Origin of the sequence: Bacillus andreraoultii, assembly GCF_001244735.1 — a bacterium.
GTDB classification, from domain to species: Bacteria; Bacillota; Bacilli; order Bacillales; family Caldibacillaceae; genus Caldifermentibacillus; species Caldifermentibacillus andreraoultii.
Window position 1 is genome coordinate 19,921 of record NZ_LN868935.1, and the last position, 18,866, is coordinate 38,786.

Consider the following 18,866-nt stretch of genomic DNA (forward strand, 5'->3'; position numbering starts at 1 on the left):
AAAGACTGACATACCTACCTTTAGTAAGCGAAACGAAAAAACCTAAAAATATGAATCTACCATATTTTTAGGTTTCTACATGCTTTATTTTCTAATCGTTTAACCAAATCTTCCTGTAATATAATCTTCTGTCTTTTGATTACTTGGTGTTCGGAATATCTTATCGGTTTTATCAAACTCAATCACTTCCCCATTTAAGAAAAATGCCGTTTTATCGGAAATTCTTGCAGCCTGTTGCATATTGTGTGTTACAATAACGATACTGAATTGTTCTTTCAAGTCTTGGACAAGTTCTTCTACTTTTAAAGTTGATATCGGATCGAGTGCTGATGTCGGTTCATCCATTAAAATCACATCTGGTTCAATTGCGAGACATCTAGCAATACAAAGACGTTGTTGCTGCCCTCCCGATAATCCATAAGCATTTTCCTTTAGTCGGTCCTTTACCTCTTCCCAAATTGCCGCACTGCGTAAACTCTTTTCAACAATTTCATCTAATATCTTTTTTTCCTTTATCCCGTGAATTTTTGGACCATAGGCTACATTATCGTAAATTGATTTTGGGAATGGATTTGGCTTTTGAAAGACCATCCCCACCCTTGTTCGTAGTTCTTCTACTCCATACGATTTTCCAAAAATATTTCGACCACGATAATGTATTTCACCACTTTTTTTGACGCCTGGTACAAGTTCAACCATTCTATTTAATGTTTTTAAATACGTTGATTTCCCACATCCAGAAGGACCAATAATTGCTGTAATTTCGTTTTCACAAATTTCTAGATTCATATTTTTTAATACATGCTTTTTCCCATACCATAAATTTAAATCCTTCGTTTCATAAACGACTTCATTATTTAGTAGATCCTTCTTTTCTCTAAAATTGATTACTTCCACATTTTTTACTTTCGTAGCAATAGCCATGTAACTCCTCCCATCCTTATAACTTAATACCGTTTAGAAAACTTATTTCGAATGATTATTGCGATTACATTCATCATAATGAGTACACCTAAAAGAACGATGATTCCTGCTGCAGCTAAAGCATGAAACTCTTCTTGCGGGCGACTCGTCCAGTTATAAATTTGTATTGGTAAGGCAGTAAATTCATCAAAAACTGAAGTTGGTAAAAACGCAAGAAATAGAGGGACTCCAAGAACAACAAGTGGAGCTGTTTCCCCAATTGCACGAGACAAGGCAAGAATTGCACCTGTTAAAATACCAGGTAGAGAAGCTGGTAAGACAACGTTTAAAACCGTTTTCCACTTTGTTGCCCCCATTGCATACGAAGCCTCTCGTAACTCTTTTGGTACCGCACGAATGGCTTCTTGAGCGGATACAATAACAACAGGAAGAATTAGTAAACTCATTGTAAAACCAGCTGCTAAGACACTTTTCCCTAATGCAAATGTACGTACAAATAATGTTAACCCTAGTAAACCATAAACAACGGAAGGAACACCTGCTAAATTTGATATATTCAGTCGAATTAACGTATTAAAACGGTTTTTCTTCGCATACTCCTCTAAATAAATCGCTGCACCGACCCCTAAGAAAAAAGTTGTTGGAACGACTACAGCCATTAACCAAATTGTTCCATTGAGTGATGTGTAAATTCCGGCTTCTTCTGGTTTTCTCGATGGTAAACGATTAAGAAAATACCAGTCAAGATGCGGTAATCCTTGAGTTAAAATTCTACCAAATAAAATAGCTAATACTATTAGACAGAAAAATGTTGATGATAGGAAGATATATTTAAAAAAAGTACTTTTAAATAAACGCAACTTCATCCGACTCGTCATTTGTTTCTGATTCATTATCTTCAATTAGTGCACCTCTTTCACACGCCGAGAAATGAAAGTAGCGACAAGGTTCATTAGTAAGGTAAAAATAAAAAGCGTAAATCCTACTGCATAAATGCTGTAATAAATAGTCGTACCATATCCAGTATCCCCCTGTGCGACTTGCACGATATAGGCAGTCATTGTTTGGACAGATTCAGTTACATTCAAACGAAGATTCGGTGTTGAACCGCCAGCAATCGATACAATCATTGTTTCACCAATGGCCCGTGAAAATCCAAGGACACTTGATGCGACGATTCCAGAAATTGCTGCAGGAAGGACGACTTTTATGGCAACTTCTAGCTTTGTTGCACCTAAGGCAAAGGCCCCATCACGAATTGCTTTCGGTACAGAACCTAAAGCATCTTCTGATAATGATGCAATCGTTGGAGTTATCATAATTCCAATAACAATACCCGGACTTAGTGCATTAAATATCTCCAACGACGGAATAAACTTTTGAAGTATTGGTGTAACAAAAGTTAATGCAAAAAAACCATAGACAATCGTTGGTATTCCCGCCAAAACTTCTAAAACCGGCTTAATAAACCGTCTCGTTTTATTTGAAGCGAATTCACTTAAATAAATTGCCGCGCCAATACCTAGTGGCATAGCTACAAAAATAGCAATACCTGTAATCGTTAATGTCCCTGAAACTAAAGGAAGAATTCCAAACTCACCAGACTCAGAAAACGGATACCACGTATCACTCGTCATAAATTCTTTAATCGAGACATTTTTAAAAAAGGCAAAAGTCTCAGTTAGAAGAGTTAAAATAATCCCTAATGTCGTTAAGATTGAGATAATCGCTGTTAGAAGTAGTATTTTCGGCATCACTTGATCACCCAAATTCTTTCTCTTCGACTTCTTCTTAGCGATGATTTCTTGAATTGAGAGTGTTGTTGAGATCTTTTGTGTGGACATATCCTATCCCCTTTACATTCATGAATAAGGCTCCCTTTCAAATCCTTTTCGTCCATCAAGGAGACGATTAGAAAGGGAACTCCTTTTATGTAGCTTTTTTGACTATTTTAGTCGGTCAATGAATACTTACAAAGTTATTAAAGAAGGATCATTTACTATTTTTTGAAACCTATTTCAATTCTTTTAATAGAGAAAGATTCTTATCATATTTTTCTGCTGGTAGACTGACATAACCTACTTCTTCCGATAAATCTCCTGCATGTTCAAGTGCAAATTGTACAAAATGATACACTTCAGGTCTCTTTACCGCTTCATTTTTCACATAAATGAATAATGGGCGAGATAGTGGAGTATAGTCCCCTTTTTCAACTGTTTCATTCGTCGGCTCAACCGGTCCATTTCCGCTATCAATTGGAATGACTTTCAATTTATCTTTATTTTCAGCGTAATATGCATAACCAAAGTAACCAATTGCATTTTTATCACCTGTTACTCCCGTTACAAGTATGTTATCGTCTTCCGATAAAGTTGCAACTTTTACAATTGGCTGTTCTTCTAAAATAACCTCATCAAAGTAATCAAATGTTCCTGAATCCGTTCCTGGCGAATAAAATTTAATCTCCTCTTCTGGCCATCCCTTCCGAATGTCGGACCATTTTTTTACTGTTCCATCTTCTATCCATATTTTCTTTAATTCATCAACTGTTAAATAGTCAACCCAATCGTTCTCTTTATTTACGACTACTGATAATCCGTCATAGGCTACTTCAAACTCCGTATATTCAATTCCAGCATTTTTTAAGGCTGCCTTTTCTTCATCCTTAATTGGTCGAGAAGCATTGGAAATATCTGTTTCCCCAGCAATAAACGCTTCAAAACCACCACCTGTACCAGAAACGCCGACAGATACTTTCACATTTGGTTGATTCATATTGTATTCTTCTACAACAGCTTCCATTATTGGATAAACTGTGGAAGATCCGTCAATAGTAATCGTTCCTTTTAACTGATCACTCATTTCTTCTAATACTTTGCCTTTCGTATTCTGTGAAGGATTCGCTTCTCCATTATTGCTTCCACTAGATTCTTCCTGTGGGCCACATGCTGCAAGTGTAAGTGTCCCTAAGATTAGTACAAAAAGTGCCAGCTTCTTATAAGATTTCATTTTCGTTTCCCCCTTAAACATTGTCTTCTTTCCTACACTTCTAACAATAAAGGGGAAAAGTTAACTTGGTTTAAACGATATGTAAAGGTTTATTAAGAGGATGTAAATTCGTTGTTTATTCAAATTGGGGATTTTACGGCATCTACTACCCTTCTAAATACCAAAAATAGCGGATAGCACGATACTATCCGCCAAATGATTTTAACTTAAAAGCAAACAAATTCACTTTCCGAAATCTAGTTCATATAAATTCCGGTACCGTTCATTTGTCATTAATAAAGATTGATGGGTACCACTCATTGATATAACCCCTTTATCTAAAAACAAAATCTGATCCATTTGTTCCATTCCCATTAAATGATGGGTAATAAAGATAACCGTTTTGCCAGCTAATGTTTCAAATATCGTATTTAGCAAATCTCGTTCTGTTAACGGATCGAGTCCGACAGTTGGTTCATCTAAAATAACAACAGGAGTGTCTTTTAATAAAATTCGAGCGAGCGCAATTCGTTGCCGTTCACCTCCAGAAAATCGTTGTCCTGATTCTTCCATTTGCGTTTTTAATCCTTTAGGTAAAGACAATATATATTCGTCAAGCTTTACCTTCCGAATGACTTCTTTTATTTCTTCCTCTGTTGCATCTTGTTTTCCTAAACGGATATTATTTTCAACGGTTGTTGCAAACAGATAAGGCTTTTGATTTAATACACTCACAACATCATGGATTCCATCTCCATACGATGCAGGAGTCAAATCACCGATCAATAATGTTCCTACTTGAGGTTGTAATTCTCCAATTAACAGTTGCAGTAGTGTTGATTTCCCAGCACCACTTTTCCCAATTAATGCAACTTTTTCTCCATAGTTAATTGTTAAATGAATATTCTTTAGAGCATCACCTGCCCCGTACGAATAACGAATACCTTTCAGTTTAATCGTCGGTGTCGATGGAATGCTTTTTGAATCCGATTCTTCTATAACCAAATCACGATATTGATCAATTTTTTCCAATCGAGCTAAAGATTCTTCATAAGCAGGTATTTTTTCAATAGCATTGGAAACCGGAATTAAGCCTTCTAATATTGGTAATGTTACTAACGTAAAAGACGCAATATATGCCGGTACTATTTTTCCATCTACCGCTTGAAAACCAGCCCAAATGCCGACGGTAATTAAAATCAATCCAGAAATCAGTTGTAATTGAAAAGTTCGAGCATGATTCCAGTGATCCAATTTTTTCTCTACTTTATTCGTCGCTTCACTTTCTTCCATAAATTGAGTAATAAATCGCTGTTTTTGACCACTAATCATCCAGTCACTAATTCCTAAAACAGCATCGGTAAATAATTGATATAGCCGATTTCGCTTTTCCTTCACTTCAATTTGTTGCTTTTTTAACTTATATAAGGAAATAAGTGGAAAAACAACAATGATTATTAAAAGACAAAAGGCAATCCATAGCGAAAACAGTGGATCAAAGATTGCCAACGATACTACGGAAAATACAAACAAAAATAATGCGACAATCGTTGGGAAAATCGTTCGGATGTAAGCATCTTGTAAATGTTCAATATCATCGGCTAACGTTCCAACTAAGTCTCCTGTCTGGAAACGGGAACGAATAAATAATGCTTGTGGTTCAAGGGCATCATACAACCGCACACGCATATTTGCTAAAATTTTCAATACGGAATTGTGCCCGGTTAACCGCTCCATATAACGAACGACTGGCCTTGCAATTCCAAACGCCCTAACCATAACAATCGGAACGTACAGCATTAAAATATTATATGGCCTTTCCGCAGCTCGGGTAATTAAATAGCCAGAAGTGAAGGTAAGCATTGATGCTGTAAAAAAAGTTAAAAAACCAAGGATCACCGTTATAAACATTAAAAAGCGATACTGTTTTATATAAGGTCGAATATAGGTATTGAAATTTTTCATTTGCTTACCTCCCCTCGGTGAATCTTAATCAACTCAGAAAACCGACTACTTTTATTTTTTAGAAGTTCATCTGGAGTTCCCATTTCTACTAGTTGACCACCATCCAAAACAAGAACAAGATCCATCTCATTCATCCAATGGAGTCGATGGGTTGCGAAAAATACGAGCTTATCTTCCATTAACGGAACCATCATCTCTTTAATTTCATGCTCCGTTTCAATATCAAGATGAGCTGTCGGTTCGTCAAAAAACATGATCGATCTTTTCGTTAATAAGCCCCTCGCTAAAGCAATACGTTGTTCCTCACCGCCGCTTAATGCTCTTCCTCCTTGTCCTATTTTTTCATCAAGTCCATGAGGAAACTGCTCAATTAAGTTTAAAATTCCTGTTTGCTCCGCTGCTTTTATCACTTCTTCTTCTGTAGCTTCAGGATGATACCAAGCAATATTTTCCCGAACGGTCCCTGAGAAAATATATGGATGCTGTGGTATGTATGTTAGTTGATTTTGCCAACCACTTACAGAAAAGTCAGGGACTTCCACCCCATCAATAGAGATTGTGCCATCACTTGGCTTTGTAAATCCTGATAAAATATCAATCAATGTTGATTTCCCTGCACCTGATAACCCAATAATGCCTACTTTTTTATACCCATTAACTGTAAAATTAATATTTGATAAAACAGTTCGATTGTCTTCTTCAAAATGCTTTGATAAATGGGTTACTTGCAAGCGTGATGCACGACTCCATTCTGGTAATTTTACAATGGGACGATAATCTTGTTGATTTGCTAACTCAAGTATTTTTCTAATTTTTTCACCGGATTCTTTTCCATCCATCGTCGCATGATAATCATTTCCTAGCTCACGTACTGGTAGAAAGTACTCAGGGGCTAGAATTAAAATCATTAAGGCACCAAAAAAGTCAATATGACCGTTAATTAGACGTAACCCTAACTCGACTGCCACGACCGCTACGGATAAGCTAGAAAAGAAATCTAATGAGAATGATGATAAAAATGCAACTCGTAATGTTTTTACAGTAGAAATCCGGTATTTATCACTTACCATATAAATTGCATCTCGGTGTCCTTTACTTCGGCCTAAAAATTTTAATGTTACTAACCCACGCAATGAATCGACAAAATGACTCGATAACAATTGGTAATTTTCCCATTTTGCGTCCTTCTGCTTCTGGGCGACTAATCCTAATAAAATTAAAAAAACAATTAAAATTGGCATCACGACAAGTAAAATAACACCAGACGCTATATCCATCGTAAATACATAAATAACAATTGTTGTAGGAACAAGTAAACATGATAAAAATCGAGGAATAAACAGTTCAATATATGTTTTATAACTTGGTATTCCTTCTAAGCAAAGAGCAATTATATTTCCAGAACCATTTTTACTAATTGTTTTCGGACCAAGTGAAAATAACTTTTCTACTAATTGATATTGTAATTGTGAGGATGTCTCATCAGCAAACCGGTATGCAAGATGAGTTTTTAACCATTGGAGAAAATGCCTTATCATATGAGCAATGAAAAATAAGCAAAAAAAGGAAAGGGCATCGAATCCTGCCCCTTCATATACCGTAATAATGGCTTTGGCAAGGAACCATGCCTGTGCAATGATCGAAATTGCTTGTAGCACTGTCAAGGTCCCAATAATTATAAAAGTTTTGATACTATTCTTATATGCAAAGAGATTTTTATCCATTAGTATTCTAAATGCTCCTTATGTGTCACACGTTTTCTAAAAATATAGTAACTCCAAATGGTATACGCTAATACAATCGGAACCATCGTTAACGCAACGATTGTCATTACCTTTAGCGAATAAGCTCCAGATGCTGCATCATAAATGGTAATATTATTCGCCACATCGGTTGCAATCATCACATTTGGGAAAAGAGCAATGAAAAACGATGCAGTGACAAGCACTAATATTAAGCCTGTCGATGTAAAGCTGAAACCTTCTTTTTTATCTTTAACCAATTTATATAAGGCAAGATATAAAACAACAGCAATAGCGTACATTGGAATAATAATGGCACCTCTATTTGTAAACGCGTTAGTATACACACCAGTTAATGCAATAAATAATACGATGACCGCACCCGTTATCCAATATAGTTTCAACGCTTGTTTCCGCGCACGAGCACGAAGATCTCCATCCGTTTTCATTGTAATAAACATTAAACCATGCAAGTAAGAAAGCAATACAAACGCGATTCCACCTACTAATGTATAAAAGTTCACCATATCTCCAAAAAATGATGCATGTAAGTTCATATTTTTGTCTATTGGTAAACCTTTAATTAAACCTGTGAACAACACACCTACTAAAAATGGAGGAATTAAACTTCCTAAGAAAATGGACCAATCCCATGTTTTTTTCCATTTTACACTATCTTGTTTTCCACGAAATTCAAATGCCACACCTCTAGCAATAAGCGCTAGTAAAAGTAGAACAAAAGGTAAATAGTACCCACTAAAGAGAGATGCATACCAATGTGGAAATGCAGCAAACATCGCTCCACCAGCCGTTAATAACCAAACTTCATTAGCATCCCAGTGTGGTCCAATCGTATTGATTAATACACGCTTTTCCATTTCATTTTTCGCTAAAAACTGTGTACTCATTCCTACACCGAAGTCAAAACCTTCCAAGAAAATAAAACCAACCCATAACACACCAATTAATAAAAACCATAGTTCAGTTAATTCCATTTGACAGCCCTCCCTTGACCAGCATCAAAAGGATCTGTTGCTGTTGTATCATTTTTTGTTACTTCATTTGGACCTTGTTTTATTGTTTTTATGAACAAATAGACCATGGCAATGGCAAGCAGTGTATAAATTAATGAAAATGAAATTAACGAGAAGAGGATTTGTCCCGAGCTTACACTTGGTGATACACCACTTTCTGTTAACATGAGACCATTCACTACCCATGGTTGACGACCTATTTCTGACATAATCCAACCAGCTGAATTTGCAATATATGGTAAAAATAATGCTGGGATTAACCATTTTAAGAACCGTACGCTTGTTTCAAGTTTTTTACGATATTGTAATACTAAACCAATGATGCATAATAAAATCATTAATCCGCCTGTACCAACCATGATACGGAAGCTCCAAAATGTTGTTTTTACAGGTGGGATATAGTTTCCTTCACCGAACTGATCTTCATATTGTGTTTGTAATGCTTGCATTCCTGGAAGATCCCCAGAGAATTTTCCGTAAGATAAGAAACTTAACATATAAGGAATTTCAATTGACCAGTTATTTTTTTGATTTTCAGTATCAATACTTGCAATAACTGTCCATGGAGCTGGATCTGGTGTATTTTCCCAAATCCCTTCTGCAGCTGCCATTTTCATTGGTTGTGCTTCTACTAAATATTGTGATTGTGAGTGACCAGAGAAAGCAATACCTAGTGTTGAAATTAAACCAATAATAAGAGAAATGTTCATTGATTTTTTAAAGAATTTTAAGTCACGTTTTTTAATTAAGTTCCAGGCTGATATTCCGATTAGTAAAAATGCTGCTGTACAAAGACTTGCAAAAATGGTGTGTGGGAATGAAACTAATAATTTTGGATTTGTGATTACAGCAAAAAAGTCATTCATTTCAGCCCGACCATTTGCAACAGCATATCCGACTGGGTTTTGCATAAACGAGTTTGCCGCCAGTATCCAAAGCGCAGAAAGCATCGTACCGATAGACACCAGCCAAATACTCGCTAAATGGAGTTTTTTTGGCAGCTTATCCCAGCCGAAAATCCATAAGCCAATAAATGTCGACTCCATAAAGAATGCAAGTAATGCTTCGATTGCGAGCGGTGCACCGAAAACATCACCAACAAACCGTGAGTAATCAGACCAGTTCATCCCAAATTGGAATTCTTGGATGATCCCAGTTACTACCCCTACTGCAAAGTTAATTAAAAACAACTTTCCCCAAAACTTTGACATTTTTTTGTAGATTTCTTCTTTTTTTACAACATACAACGTTTCCATTACGGCGATAATAAATGCTAGACCGATGGATAATGGAACAAAAATGAAGTGAAACAATGTTGTTGATGCAAACTGAATCCGTGCTAACAAGACTTCTTCCATTTCTTGTTCTCCCTCCTAAATTTTCAGTACATTTTCAAATACTCTTATTTAAGAATTATAATTACCTACACCTTTATCTTATAGGTTTTTCCTATAATAATGGTGGAATTATTATGGAGGTATTGTGGAATTAATGTTACAAAATTCAATAGTAAATTCGTCAGTTTTGTGACAAATTACACAACTTTGTAGATAGTTCGTGGCGTTTTTTTTGGAAGTCTGTCATGTGTGACAAGAAGATTCGCTTTACATGTAAACGAGTGATTCATGTACACTTGGTGACCTTTTCATTGGTAGTCTACTCGGATTGGGCGTCTAGAACTCTTCTAGATGACCGTTTCTTCCTTTTTCACCGCGATTTGGGCGTCTACAACCATTTTAGATGACCGTTTCTTCCTTTTTCTCCGTGGTTTGGGCGTCTACAACCGCTATAGAGGACCGTTTATCCTTTTCCTCCGCGTAAAGGGCATCAACAACCATTCTAAATGACCCTCCTTACCACTTCTTCCATTCAAAGAGTATCTATAACTCTTCTCCATAACCGTTCCATCATTTTTACCTTAAATTGGACACCTACGCCAATTCTAGTTCTCGCTTATTTACGGAAATACGATAGCATTAAAAAAATCCTCTAATTCAAGTTAGAGGATTCACTAGCTTTCCAACGAACGAAACTTACATATTCCATTTTCTTCTATTCGTTCTATCTTTCCCATGTTCTCTAGATAGATCAAACGCGTTAGTGATGCCATAAAGGGGCTAAGCATTTGTTCAAGGTTTAATTTATCGTAAACACGAAGACAGATGTCTAGTGCCGTTTTTGCGTCATTTTCACATACAAGTCGATACACTTGTCGCAATCGTTTCTCATGACTGTTTCGAATTTCTTCAATCCGGTCTTGAAGTTGATAGATTATTTCTCCATGGCCAGGTAAAGCAATGTCTGTAGGAAATTTATCAATTTTATCCAATGACTCAAAATAATCATTTAATAAGTCCATCTCTTCCCCTACCCACAGACCGATTACTGGCGAAATGTGTTTTAAGATGTGATCACCAATAATCATTATTTTTTTCTCGCGGTTATAAAAACAGTAATGATCATATGCATGACCTGGTGTCCAAATAACATCGTACAAGTCCTTTCCTAAGCGGATCTCGTCACCGTCTTCGAAAAACTCATCCGGTTTAAAATCATATTGGAAACTTGTATCTGGTATTTTATTCGGAATAGCTGGAACACCATGTCGCATCACTAATTCCTTCATCCTGTCCTGAAAATTAGGTTGAAGATACTTTTTCATTTCCCCATAGCCTAATTTTGACACAACTACTGGAACCCCGATTTCTTCTTGAAACCATTTCGCTAAACCAATATGATCTTGGTGAACATGGGTGAGAACAATTTTTTCGATTTTATACCCAGAATTCATCATTTCTTGCCATTGTTGGATTCCCGTTTTTGAATACATACCCGTATCAATGATTGTGTAGCCATTTTCTCCTCTAATTAAAAAACAATTTGTCTCCCCCATTCCACTAGGATAATTTATTGTCACTAAATCTATTTCTTCAGTTATATGTTGTAACACGTCCCAAAATCTCCTTTAATAAACGAAAAGTATTTGACTTTTTTATTAGATTATTATTGAAATTGATTATATTTTATCGAGAAACAAGGAATTTTGCAAAAGGAGTCGCCTGATAATAAGAATTATTTATTTTTTCTAAATTTATGTTGACACTGACCGATTAAAGTTGTAATCTAATAACTAATAAAATTGAATAGTGGGAATTCTTATCCAGAGAGGTGGAGGGACTGGCCCTGTGAAACCTCGGCAGCGGACTTATAAAAGTACTGTGCCAATTCCAGTAGCAAATGCTTAAAGATAAGAAGAGAAATTATGTTTATAAACGATAACCTCTTCTTTTCATAAGAAGAGGTTTTTAATTTAATGAATGGAGTGTTGGCTATGTCTAATAATATTGCGAATGAGAACATTTACTTACTGAAAGCTTTACAGTTTTTAAAAGAAAAAAAATGGGTCGATCTCACACATTCATTTGGTCCAGAGTCACCACATTTTTCAGCATTTGATCATGCCGAATTCAAAACATTATTTACCCATGAAGATGGATTTTTTGCTCAACAATTTTCCTTTGCTGGACAGTATGGTACGCATATCGATGCACCAATCCATTTTGTACCGAATCGCCGTTTTTTAGAGGATTTAAGCTTAAAGGAACTTGTTCTACCACTTGTCGTTATTGATAAATCTGAAGAAGTTGCTAAAAATCCAGATTTCATATTATCGGTTGGGGATATTTTACAATTTGAAGAAGAGTACGGAAAAATTGAAGCAGGAACATTTGTTGCACTGCGTACGGACTGGAGTAAGCGTTGGCCTAATGTTGAAGCTTTTAACAATAAAGATGCGGAAGGGAACAACCACACACCTGGTTGGGGATTAGAAGCATTGAAGTTCTTATTTGAGGAAAGAAGAGTAAAAGCAATTGGACATGAAACATTTGATACAGATGCAAGTGTCGACTATCAGAAAAATGGTAAACTTGTCGGTGAGTATTACGTTTTGGATCAAGATACGTATCAAATTGAACTATTGACGAATTTAGACAAAGTTCCTGCAAAAGGGGCAATTATTTTTAACATCGTGGCGAAACCGGAAAAAGCATCTGGGTTTCCTGTCCGCTCATTTGCAATTTTGCCATAATATATAGGAAGATAAAGATTTTCCTTGAACAAATCCCCGAATGAAAGAGGACTTGTAACACCAAGTCTTCTTTTTGGCTAATAGGGAGGCTCTAGCAGCTACATCAAAGCTGAAAAACTCTTTTTCTCATCAAGCGAACTTTAGTCTCTTGTTTCATCAAGGCTTGTGTCTCTAGAGTTTTCTTTATATGTCAGGAAGCCGTATCATATCATGCATTAAGATATACGAAGTAAAAGGAATTGGATAAAAGCATTGTTTTGATAAAGAAATTGACTAACACATATGTTAAAAATAAATACCCTCCTGTTAGAGTGGAAAATACGGGAGGGTGTTAACGCAAAGGTAATTTTAAGAGTTCCTTATCAAATTTTAATTTACTACCCCTATTCTTGATTTATTCATGGATTCCGTAATATCGAAATTTATTATTAAGTGTCCATCATTGTCAAAAGAAGCGAACACTGGGTTTTCTTCTTCGGTTATATTTATATCAATTGGGTTTAGTTTGTTTTTAATCATCTTATAAAAATATAATTTATTGTTACTATCCAGAATAACAAGTTTATCTTTATAAGTGTCGAAATGATTGATGAAGTCGCCATGCTTTAATGAATGATATGTTTTCGTTTCTATATCAAAATACCCAAAATCTTGGTTTGTCCAATCTGTTTGATCATCAAAATTAATCGAAAATATTTTACCATCAGAATAAGTCGCATATGCCGGATAGGCCCTCGGAGCTTGGTAGTTTTCTATTTTTTTGCTATGAACATTATATAGATAATAATACCCTTTTCCATTCATTGTATCTGTCCATAATAAATACTCATTATCTAAATAGACAGATGCATTATATAAAGAGTAATCATTGATGTCTGCCACATCTATTGTTTCATTTGTTGTTAGATTATGTAGTTTGACTTTAATCTGATTAGAATGACTTAATTCTACCCAAGCTACATAATGATTATAGAGTTCCGGGGAAAGAATTGTTAAGTATTTAGGATTTGTTTCAGCAAGAGTTTTAATTTTCCCATTTAACAAGTTCATAGATAAAATTTTCTCATTATAACCATCAGCACTCGAGTCTACCCAAACTAACCAATCATCATTTACTTCTGTTTTTTGCATAGAAGATTCTTCATACTCCGATTTATACAGTAACTCCTCTTTTCCTGTTTTCATATTATATTTTATTAGTGAGTCTACATTGTATGTGTTAAAAGTATGATTACTTACATTTACGAACATTTCTCCTTCATGGATTACGGGATGATTGTAATTACGATAGGGTATTTCAATAACAGTTTCTTTATTTTGTTCTTTTATTAATTTTTCATGACTACAGCCAGCAACCATTGTAAGAGTAATTGTAGAAATTAGAAGGATATTTTTAAACATAGTTATTCACCCTGCTTTATATTGAGACTAGTGAGAATAATCTCTAGTCCCTGATTGGATTAATATGCCATCGCCTTGTTTGTCCCTGCTTTATCTGCCTCATATACTGCTCTGAATACACCGTTTGATGTAGTTGAACCAACGGGATCCCATCTTATACCTCTATAAGTACTATTATAATGAGGATCTACAGTTCTCATTTTTTTAGACCCAGTTGAGTAATTATGTGAGTAACCACTAATGGTATTATAGTGTCTAATAGATTTTCCGCTATATCTTGGCAAATATTTTGTTTGTAACAATACAATAGGAGCGTTTGTTCGATTTCTTAAGACTCCCTTTATTCTTGTTTCAAAAGTTGATCGTGGATTACTCACATTTGTTAGATCTGCTGCAACATATGGGTTTCCACTAAATCCGAATGTGCTTTTATATGCATTTAATCCCTTTGCAATTCCTGATGTTGTACTACCGTTAGTAGTTGTACCGATTTTTGAGGCCAAAGTTGATTGACTAGGTAAACTAGTTGATGAGCCTATTTTTGATTTATGAAAACTTAATGATTGTCTAACTGAAGCAGGGCCACAATAATAGCCATTTTCCTGTGCAAAGTTAGTTACTGAAATTAAATAGTACTCTCCATCAGGATTAGCTTTTACACCGAAGTCTTCACTTAAAGAACTTTCTAATGACTTATCTTTTTGTTGGGCTAATTTATTTAACTTCAACTCATCAGAAATACTTAATGAATTGTCATTAAGTACTGCACCAGTATTAGATGCATTTAAATCATTTTTTTCACTTTCATTTGCAAAAACAAAATTAGGAGTAATAAATAGAAACAATGAAAGCGAACAGATAATTATTGGTCTTGTCCATTTTTTCTTAATCATATTTCCCTTGTTCTCCCTCCAAAATTAAATAACCGGCCGATTATATATATATAATATCACGGAATATTTTGATATTAAAGACTTTTTTACAGCTATGAAGAGTAAATTTATCAATTTTTCTTCTGTTTTTTTATTTATTTATACCCGTCTTAAGCAATGTTCACAATGCTTGTCACAAAAGGTGTGCAACCCTGTTCCATCAATGCTGACTCCCCAATATTTTCCTTCCATTCGATAGGATTCAAAAGATTTTTTTCAATAACTCTTTAATCATATAAGTTCTGATTTTCTCGAGTTCATTCACATCTAAACCAGATAAAAAGTCGTTGTCTATTTTAAAAAAACATACTACTTAAACTATCGTTGGTGTTCTATAAGAGAACGTGGATGCCGACTTTCTCTTTAATCTGTATTTCATGCTCTTTTCATATGATTAGAGAACTTTATGGATTAAACGTAAAATAAATAATATAAAAACCATTGACCTTTCCGTTACGTTAACGTGTATTGTTATTTTTAAAGGAGGTGGCAAATTGGAATATACGATTCAGAAGCTTGCAAACATAGCAGGTATTAGTACACGTACTTTACGGTATTATGATGAAATCGATCTTTTAAAACCTGCTAAAATGAATTCATCGGGCTATCGAATTTATGGTGGAAAAGAAGTTAATCGGCTACAACAAATCATGTTTTATCGGGAACTCGGTGTCCCTTTAGAAACAATTAAGGAGATTATTTCAAATCCTAATTTCGATGAAAAGGCTGCACTACAAAGTCATTTACATTACTTATTAGAAAAAAAGGCTCAAATTGATTTATTAATTGACAATGTTAGGAAAACAATTGCAAATAAAAAAGGAGGTAAAGAAATGTCTGATCAAGAAAGATTTATCGGTTTTAAAAAACAGTTAATTGAAGAAAATGAGAAGAAATATGGAAAGGAAATCCGTGAAAAATACGGTAAGGAAACGGTTGATGCATCGAATAAAAAACTTATCGACATGTCAGAAACAGAATATAATGAAGCAAATAAACTTTCCGGCGAGATCAATGCGGCTCTTCGTGAGGCGATGAAAACTGGTAACCCTCAAAGTGAGCAAGCTAAAAAAGTGGCTTTCATGCATAAAAAGTGGCTTTCATACTATTGGCCTCAATATAGTGAGGAAGCTCATCGGGGACTTGCACAAATGTATGTAGATGACGAACGGTTTAAATCTTATTATGATGAGATTGAACTAGGTGCAGCACAATTTTTACGCGATGCCATCTTTTCTTTTACAAAAAAATAATTTTATCTAAAGCGTTCTAAACAACTTGTTCCTAAAAATAATAGAGGCTATCCAGAAAATCGTATTTTTGATTTCCGGATGCCCCCTTTTCATGTTTCAAAACCTTGATAGATGAACATTCTTAATTAGCGCATTTTTTGGGATATCCACTTTTCGGACTGCCTTACAATTTTGTTAAGCTGTTACTTTTCCTGACAAAATATTCATAAATTCTTCCCCAGTAATTGTTTCTTTTTCATATAAATATTTTGTAATTTCGTGAAGTTGATCTTTATTATCTTCTAAGATTTGGATTGCTTTCGCATGACAAGATTTTATAATCGATAAAACTTCTTCATCGATAATTGCTGCCGTTTCTGCTGAGACTAATAAAGTTGTATCTCCACCTAAATATGGATTATTAACTGTTTCAAGTCCCATCATATCAAACCGCTTACTCATTCCAAAACGGGTAACCATTGCACGGGCAAGTTTTGTTGCCTGCTCGATATCGTTAGAAGCCCCTGAAGTGATTGAATTAAAGATAACCTCTTCAGCTGCACGACCTCCCATGATCGTTGTAATTTTATCCAATGCTTGTTCTTTACTCATTAGTACTTGCTCATCTTGTTCGACTTGCATCGTATAACCGAGTGCACCACTTGTTCGTGGGATGATTGTAATTTTATGAACAGGAGCAGTATGAGTTTGTTTTGCTGCAACGAGTGCATGTCCTACTTCATGGTAAGCAATACGCAATTTATCCTTCGTTGACAATACTGCATTTTTTCGTTGATAACCGGCAATTACCACTTCAACGGATTCTTCTAAATCTTCTTGTTCGACCATCTTTCGTCCAAATTTTACTGCTCGTAATGCTGCTTCATTAATAATATTCGCTAAGTCTGCACCAGAAGCTCCTGGGGTCGCCCGCGCAATTGCATTAAAATCAACATCTGGACTTACTTTCACTTTTTTTGCGTGAACGTTTAAAATGGCTTCGCGACCACGTAAATCTGGTAACTCAACAGGGACACGACGATCAAATCGACCAGGCCTTAACAATGCCTTATCTAATGTTTCTGGTCTGTTTGTTGCTGCTAAAATGACAACACCTTTATCTGGATCAAAACCATCCATTTCGGTTAACAATTGGTTGAGCGTCTGCTCCCTTTCATCATTACCACCGAAGCCACCACCTGAATTACGGCTTTTTCCAATCGTATCAATTTCGTCAATGAAAACGATACAAGGTGCTTTTTCTGTAGCTTGCTTAAATAAATCCCGAACCCGAGCAGCCCCCATTCCAACAAACATTTCTACAAACTCAGAACCGGATATAGAGAAAAATGGTACCTTTGATTCCCCAGCAACAGCCTTAGCGAGTAATGTTTTCCCTGTTCCTGGAGGCCCTACGAGTAATGCCCCTTTCGGAATCTTTGCGCCAATTTCTTTATACCTTCCTGGATTATGAAGGAAGTCGACAATCTCTTGTAAAGCTTCCTTTGCTTCATCTTGACCGGCTACATCGGAAAACGTAATGCCTGTCTGTGCTTCTACATAAATTTTTGCATTACTTTTACCAAAGGTCATCGGTCCCGCTCCACCAGCGCCAATGCGGTCCCCTAATTTTCTCGAGAAGTATCTTCCAATTAAAACAAAAATAAGTAATGGTAAAATCCAGGACAATAGAAATGTCATTAATGGCGACAACTGTCTCGGAACAACTTTTGTAAATTTCACATTTGCTTCATGTAAACGATCAACTAATTCAGGATCTTCAATGACACCTGTACGATACGTTTTCCGGTCATTTTGGTCACTAGGTACAAAGTTAATATAATTATTTTCTATTTCAACTTCAGAAACTTGTCCTTTTTCTACCATCGTTAAAAATGTACTGTAGTCCACTTCTTCAACGAATCGTCCAGTTATTTTTGGAAACACAAATGCATTTAATAAAATGATGACAAGTAAAATAGAACCATAAAAATAAATATTTGACTTTTTCGGTGGTTTAACTTCTTTCACTTTCATTCCTCCATATCGTTATTCCTATAGTATCCCCTATTATATTTTTTTCAGTAACAAATGTAATTGACTAAGACCAAGAATTGCTTTTTCAAATGTTTCTTCATTTCCTTCTTTTAAAACAGTTGCAATGCGACTCGTAAAGAAATGATCAATTTGTCCAACGATAAAATTTCCTTGTTCAGAAAGAGAAATTCGTACAATTCTTTCATCATTTTCATCTCGGTTACGAATTAATAGTCCTTTCTGTTCTAACCTTTTACACATTGTGGAAATATTCGCACCTGCCATCCGCATTTCCTCAGCTAAAACTCCAATTGTTGATGAACCATCTTGAAGGAGCTTTAATAACAAGACAACTTGTTGATTCGTTAAGTCATATTGTGCTCCTGTTTTTGATAATAATGAAGAAATTTGATCATTTATTTTTCTAGAATAACTTAATAAAGATTTTTTTAATTGGTCTATTTCCACTCACTACACCTCTTCTTAAAAACGCTGCTTAAATCCTTCGTAGATTATTTATA

At 35.3% G+C, this 18,866-nt stretch carries 15 protein-coding genes and 1 riboswitch; of the genes, 2 read left to right on the plus strand and 13 right to left on the minus strand.

Annotation, left to right across the window (positions count from 1 at the left end; genetic code table 11):
* Window positions 1-99: 99 nt before the first annotated feature.
* From pstB to BN2144_RS00590, 9 genes are all read right to left on the minus strand, one after another.
* Window positions 100-924 carry a phosphate ABC transporter ATP-binding protein PstB gene (gene pstB, locus BN2144_RS00550; protein ID WP_033826430.1) on the minus strand — a complete coding sequence of 275 codons (825 nt, stop codon included), beginning with the start codon at window positions 922-924 and terminating at the stop codon, window positions 100-102.
* 23 nt (window positions 925-947) lie between these two features.
* Window positions 948-1,817, minus strand: a complete 870-nt coding sequence (gene pstA, locus BN2144_RS00555) for a phosphate ABC transporter permease PstA (RefSeq protein ID WP_094763098.1) — start codon at window positions 1,815-1,817, stop codon at window positions 948-950.
* Window positions 1,818-1,826: 9 nt separating this feature from the next.
* A complete protein-coding gene (gene pstC / locus BN2144_RS00560) occupies window positions 1,827-2,768 on the minus strand; it encodes a phosphate ABC transporter permease subunit PstC (protein WP_033826432.1) in 942 nt (313 codons plus the stop codon).
* A 169-nt stretch (window positions 2,769-2,937) separates the two neighbouring features.
* On the minus strand, window positions 2,938-3,933 hold the full coding sequence (locus BN2144_RS00565; protein ID WP_033826433.1) for a PstS family phosphate ABC transporter substrate-binding protein: 996 nt from the start codon (window positions 3,931-3,933) through the stop codon (window positions 2,938-2,940).
* 222 nt (window positions 3,934-4,155) lie between these two features.
* Window positions 4,156-5,877 (minus strand): thiol reductant ABC exporter subunit CydC, encoded by a 1,722-nt coding sequence (cydC, locus tag BN2144_RS00570; RefSeq protein WP_033826434.1) that lies wholly within the window; start codon window positions 5,875-5,877, stop codon window positions 4,156-4,158.
* Window positions 5,874-7,601, minus strand: a complete 1,728-nt coding sequence (gene cydD / locus BN2144_RS00575) for a thiol reductant ABC exporter subunit CydD (RefSeq protein WP_033826435.1) — start codon at window positions 7,599-7,601, stop codon at window positions 5,874-5,876. The genes cydC and cydD overlap by 4 nt, the downstream gene beginning before the upstream one ends.
* Window positions 7,601-8,614 (minus strand): cytochrome d ubiquinol oxidase subunit II, encoded by a 1,014-nt coding sequence (gene cydB, locus BN2144_RS00580; RefSeq protein WP_033826436.1) that lies wholly within the window; start codon window positions 8,612-8,614, stop codon window positions 7,601-7,603. Before cydB ends, cydD begins: the two co-directional genes overlap by 1 nt.
* The gene (locus BN2144_RS00585) at window positions 8,605-10,011 is read right to left on the minus strand and encodes a cytochrome ubiquinol oxidase subunit I (protein WP_033826437.1); all 1,407 of its coding nucleotides are present in this window, start codon (window positions 10,009-10,011) and stop codon (window positions 8,605-8,607) included. Before BN2144_RS00585 ends, cydB begins: the two co-directional genes overlap by 10 nt.
* Window positions 10,012-10,664: 653 nt before the next feature.
* Window positions 10,665-11,603, minus strand: a complete 939-nt coding sequence (locus BN2144_RS00590) for an MBL fold metallo-hydrolase (RefSeq protein ID WP_033826438.1) — start codon at window positions 11,601-11,603, stop codon at window positions 10,665-10,667.
* A gap of 203 nt (window positions 11,604-11,806) precedes the next feature.
* Window positions 11,807-11,907, plus strand: a riboswitch (SAM riboswitch).
* Between the two features lie 77 nt (window positions 11,908-11,984).
* Here BN2144_RS00590 and BN2144_RS00595 point away from each other — a divergent pair.
* A complete protein-coding gene (locus tag BN2144_RS00595; protein ID WP_407637993.1) occupies window positions 11,985-12,743 on the plus strand; it encodes a cyclase family protein in 759 nt (252 codons plus the stop codon).
* A gap of 369 nt (window positions 12,744-13,112) precedes the next feature.
* Here the strand turns inward: BN2144_RS00595 and BN2144_RS00600 are convergent, their stop codons facing one another.
* Window positions 13,113-14,144, minus strand: a complete 1,032-nt coding sequence (locus tag BN2144_RS00600; protein ID WP_033826439.1) for a hypothetical protein — start codon at window positions 14,142-14,144, stop codon at window positions 13,113-13,115.
* Between the two features lie 59 nt (window positions 14,145-14,203).
* The gene (locus BN2144_RS00605; protein ID WP_033826440.1) at window positions 14,204-15,037 is read right to left on the minus strand and encodes a C39 family peptidase; all 834 of its coding nucleotides are present in this window, start codon (window positions 15,035-15,037) and stop codon (window positions 14,204-14,206) included.
* A gap of 533 nt (window positions 15,038-15,570) precedes the next feature.
* Here BN2144_RS00605 and BN2144_RS00610 point away from each other — a divergent pair.
* Window positions 15,571-16,329 (plus strand): MerR family transcriptional regulator, encoded by a 759-nt coding sequence (locus tag BN2144_RS00610; RefSeq protein WP_033826441.1) that lies wholly within the window; start codon window positions 15,571-15,573, stop codon window positions 16,327-16,329.
* Between the two features lie 174 nt (window positions 16,330-16,503).
* Here BN2144_RS00610 and ftsH read toward each other — a convergent pair whose 3' ends face one another.
* Together ftsH and BN2144_RS00620 are read right to left on the minus strand one after the other, a co-directional pair.
* Window positions 16,504-18,339, minus strand: coding sequence for an ATP-dependent zinc metalloprotease FtsH (gene ftsH, locus BN2144_RS00615; protein ID WP_407637994.1), 1,836 nt, complete (start codon window positions 18,337-18,339; stop codon window positions 16,504-16,506).
* Window positions 18,340-18,378: 39 nt separating this feature from the next.
* Complete coding sequence (locus BN2144_RS00620) at window positions 18,379-18,813, minus strand: MarR family winged helix-turn-helix transcriptional regulator (protein WP_033826443.1); 435 nt, start codon at window positions 18,811-18,813, stop codon at window positions 18,379-18,381.
* Window positions 18,814-18,866: the final 53 nt, after the last annotated feature.

Excerpts from the sequence above, each read along its gene's own strand:
- BN2144_RS00605 (WP_033826440.1), bottom strand. The coding sequence starts at position 15,037 with ATGATTAAGAAAAAATGGACAAGACCAATAATTATCTGTTCGCTTTCA.
- BN2144_RS00585 (WP_033826437.1), bottom strand. The coding sequence starts at position 10,011 with ATGGAAGAAGTCTTGTTAGCACGGATTCAGTTTGCATCAACAACATTG.
- BN2144_RS00595 (WP_407637993.1), top strand. The coding sequence starts at position 11,985 with ATGTCTAATAATATTGCGAATGAGAACATTTACTTACTGAAAGCTTTA.
- pstA (WP_094763098.1), bottom strand. The coding sequence starts at position 1,817 with ATGAATCAGAAACAAATGACGAGTCGGATGAAGTTGCGTTTATTTAAA.
- BN2144_RS00600 (WP_033826439.1), bottom strand. The coding sequence starts at position 14,144 with ATGTTTAAAAATATCCTTCTAATTTCTACAATTACTCTTACAATGGTT.
- cydC (WP_033826434.1), bottom strand. The coding sequence starts at position 5,877 with ATGAAAAATTTCAATACCTATATTCGACCTTATATAAAACAGTATCGC.
- cydB (WP_033826436.1), bottom strand. The coding sequence starts at position 8,614 with ATGGAATTAACTGAACTATGGTTTTTATTAATTGGTGTGTTATGGGTT.
- cydD (WP_033826435.1), bottom strand. The coding sequence starts at position 7,601 with ATGGATAAAAATCTCTTTGCATATAAGAATAGTATCAAAACTTTTATA.
- BN2144_RS00565 (WP_033826433.1), bottom strand. The coding sequence starts at position 3,933 with ATGAAATCTTATAAGAAGCTGGCACTTTTTGTACTAATCTTAGGGACA.
- pstB (WP_033826430.1), bottom strand. The coding sequence starts at position 924 with ATGGCTATTGCTACGAAAGTAAAAAATGTGGAAGTAATCAATTTTAGA.
- pstC (WP_033826432.1), bottom strand. The coding sequence starts at position 2,768 with ATGTCCACACAAAAGATCTCAACAACACTCTCAATTCAAGAAATCATC.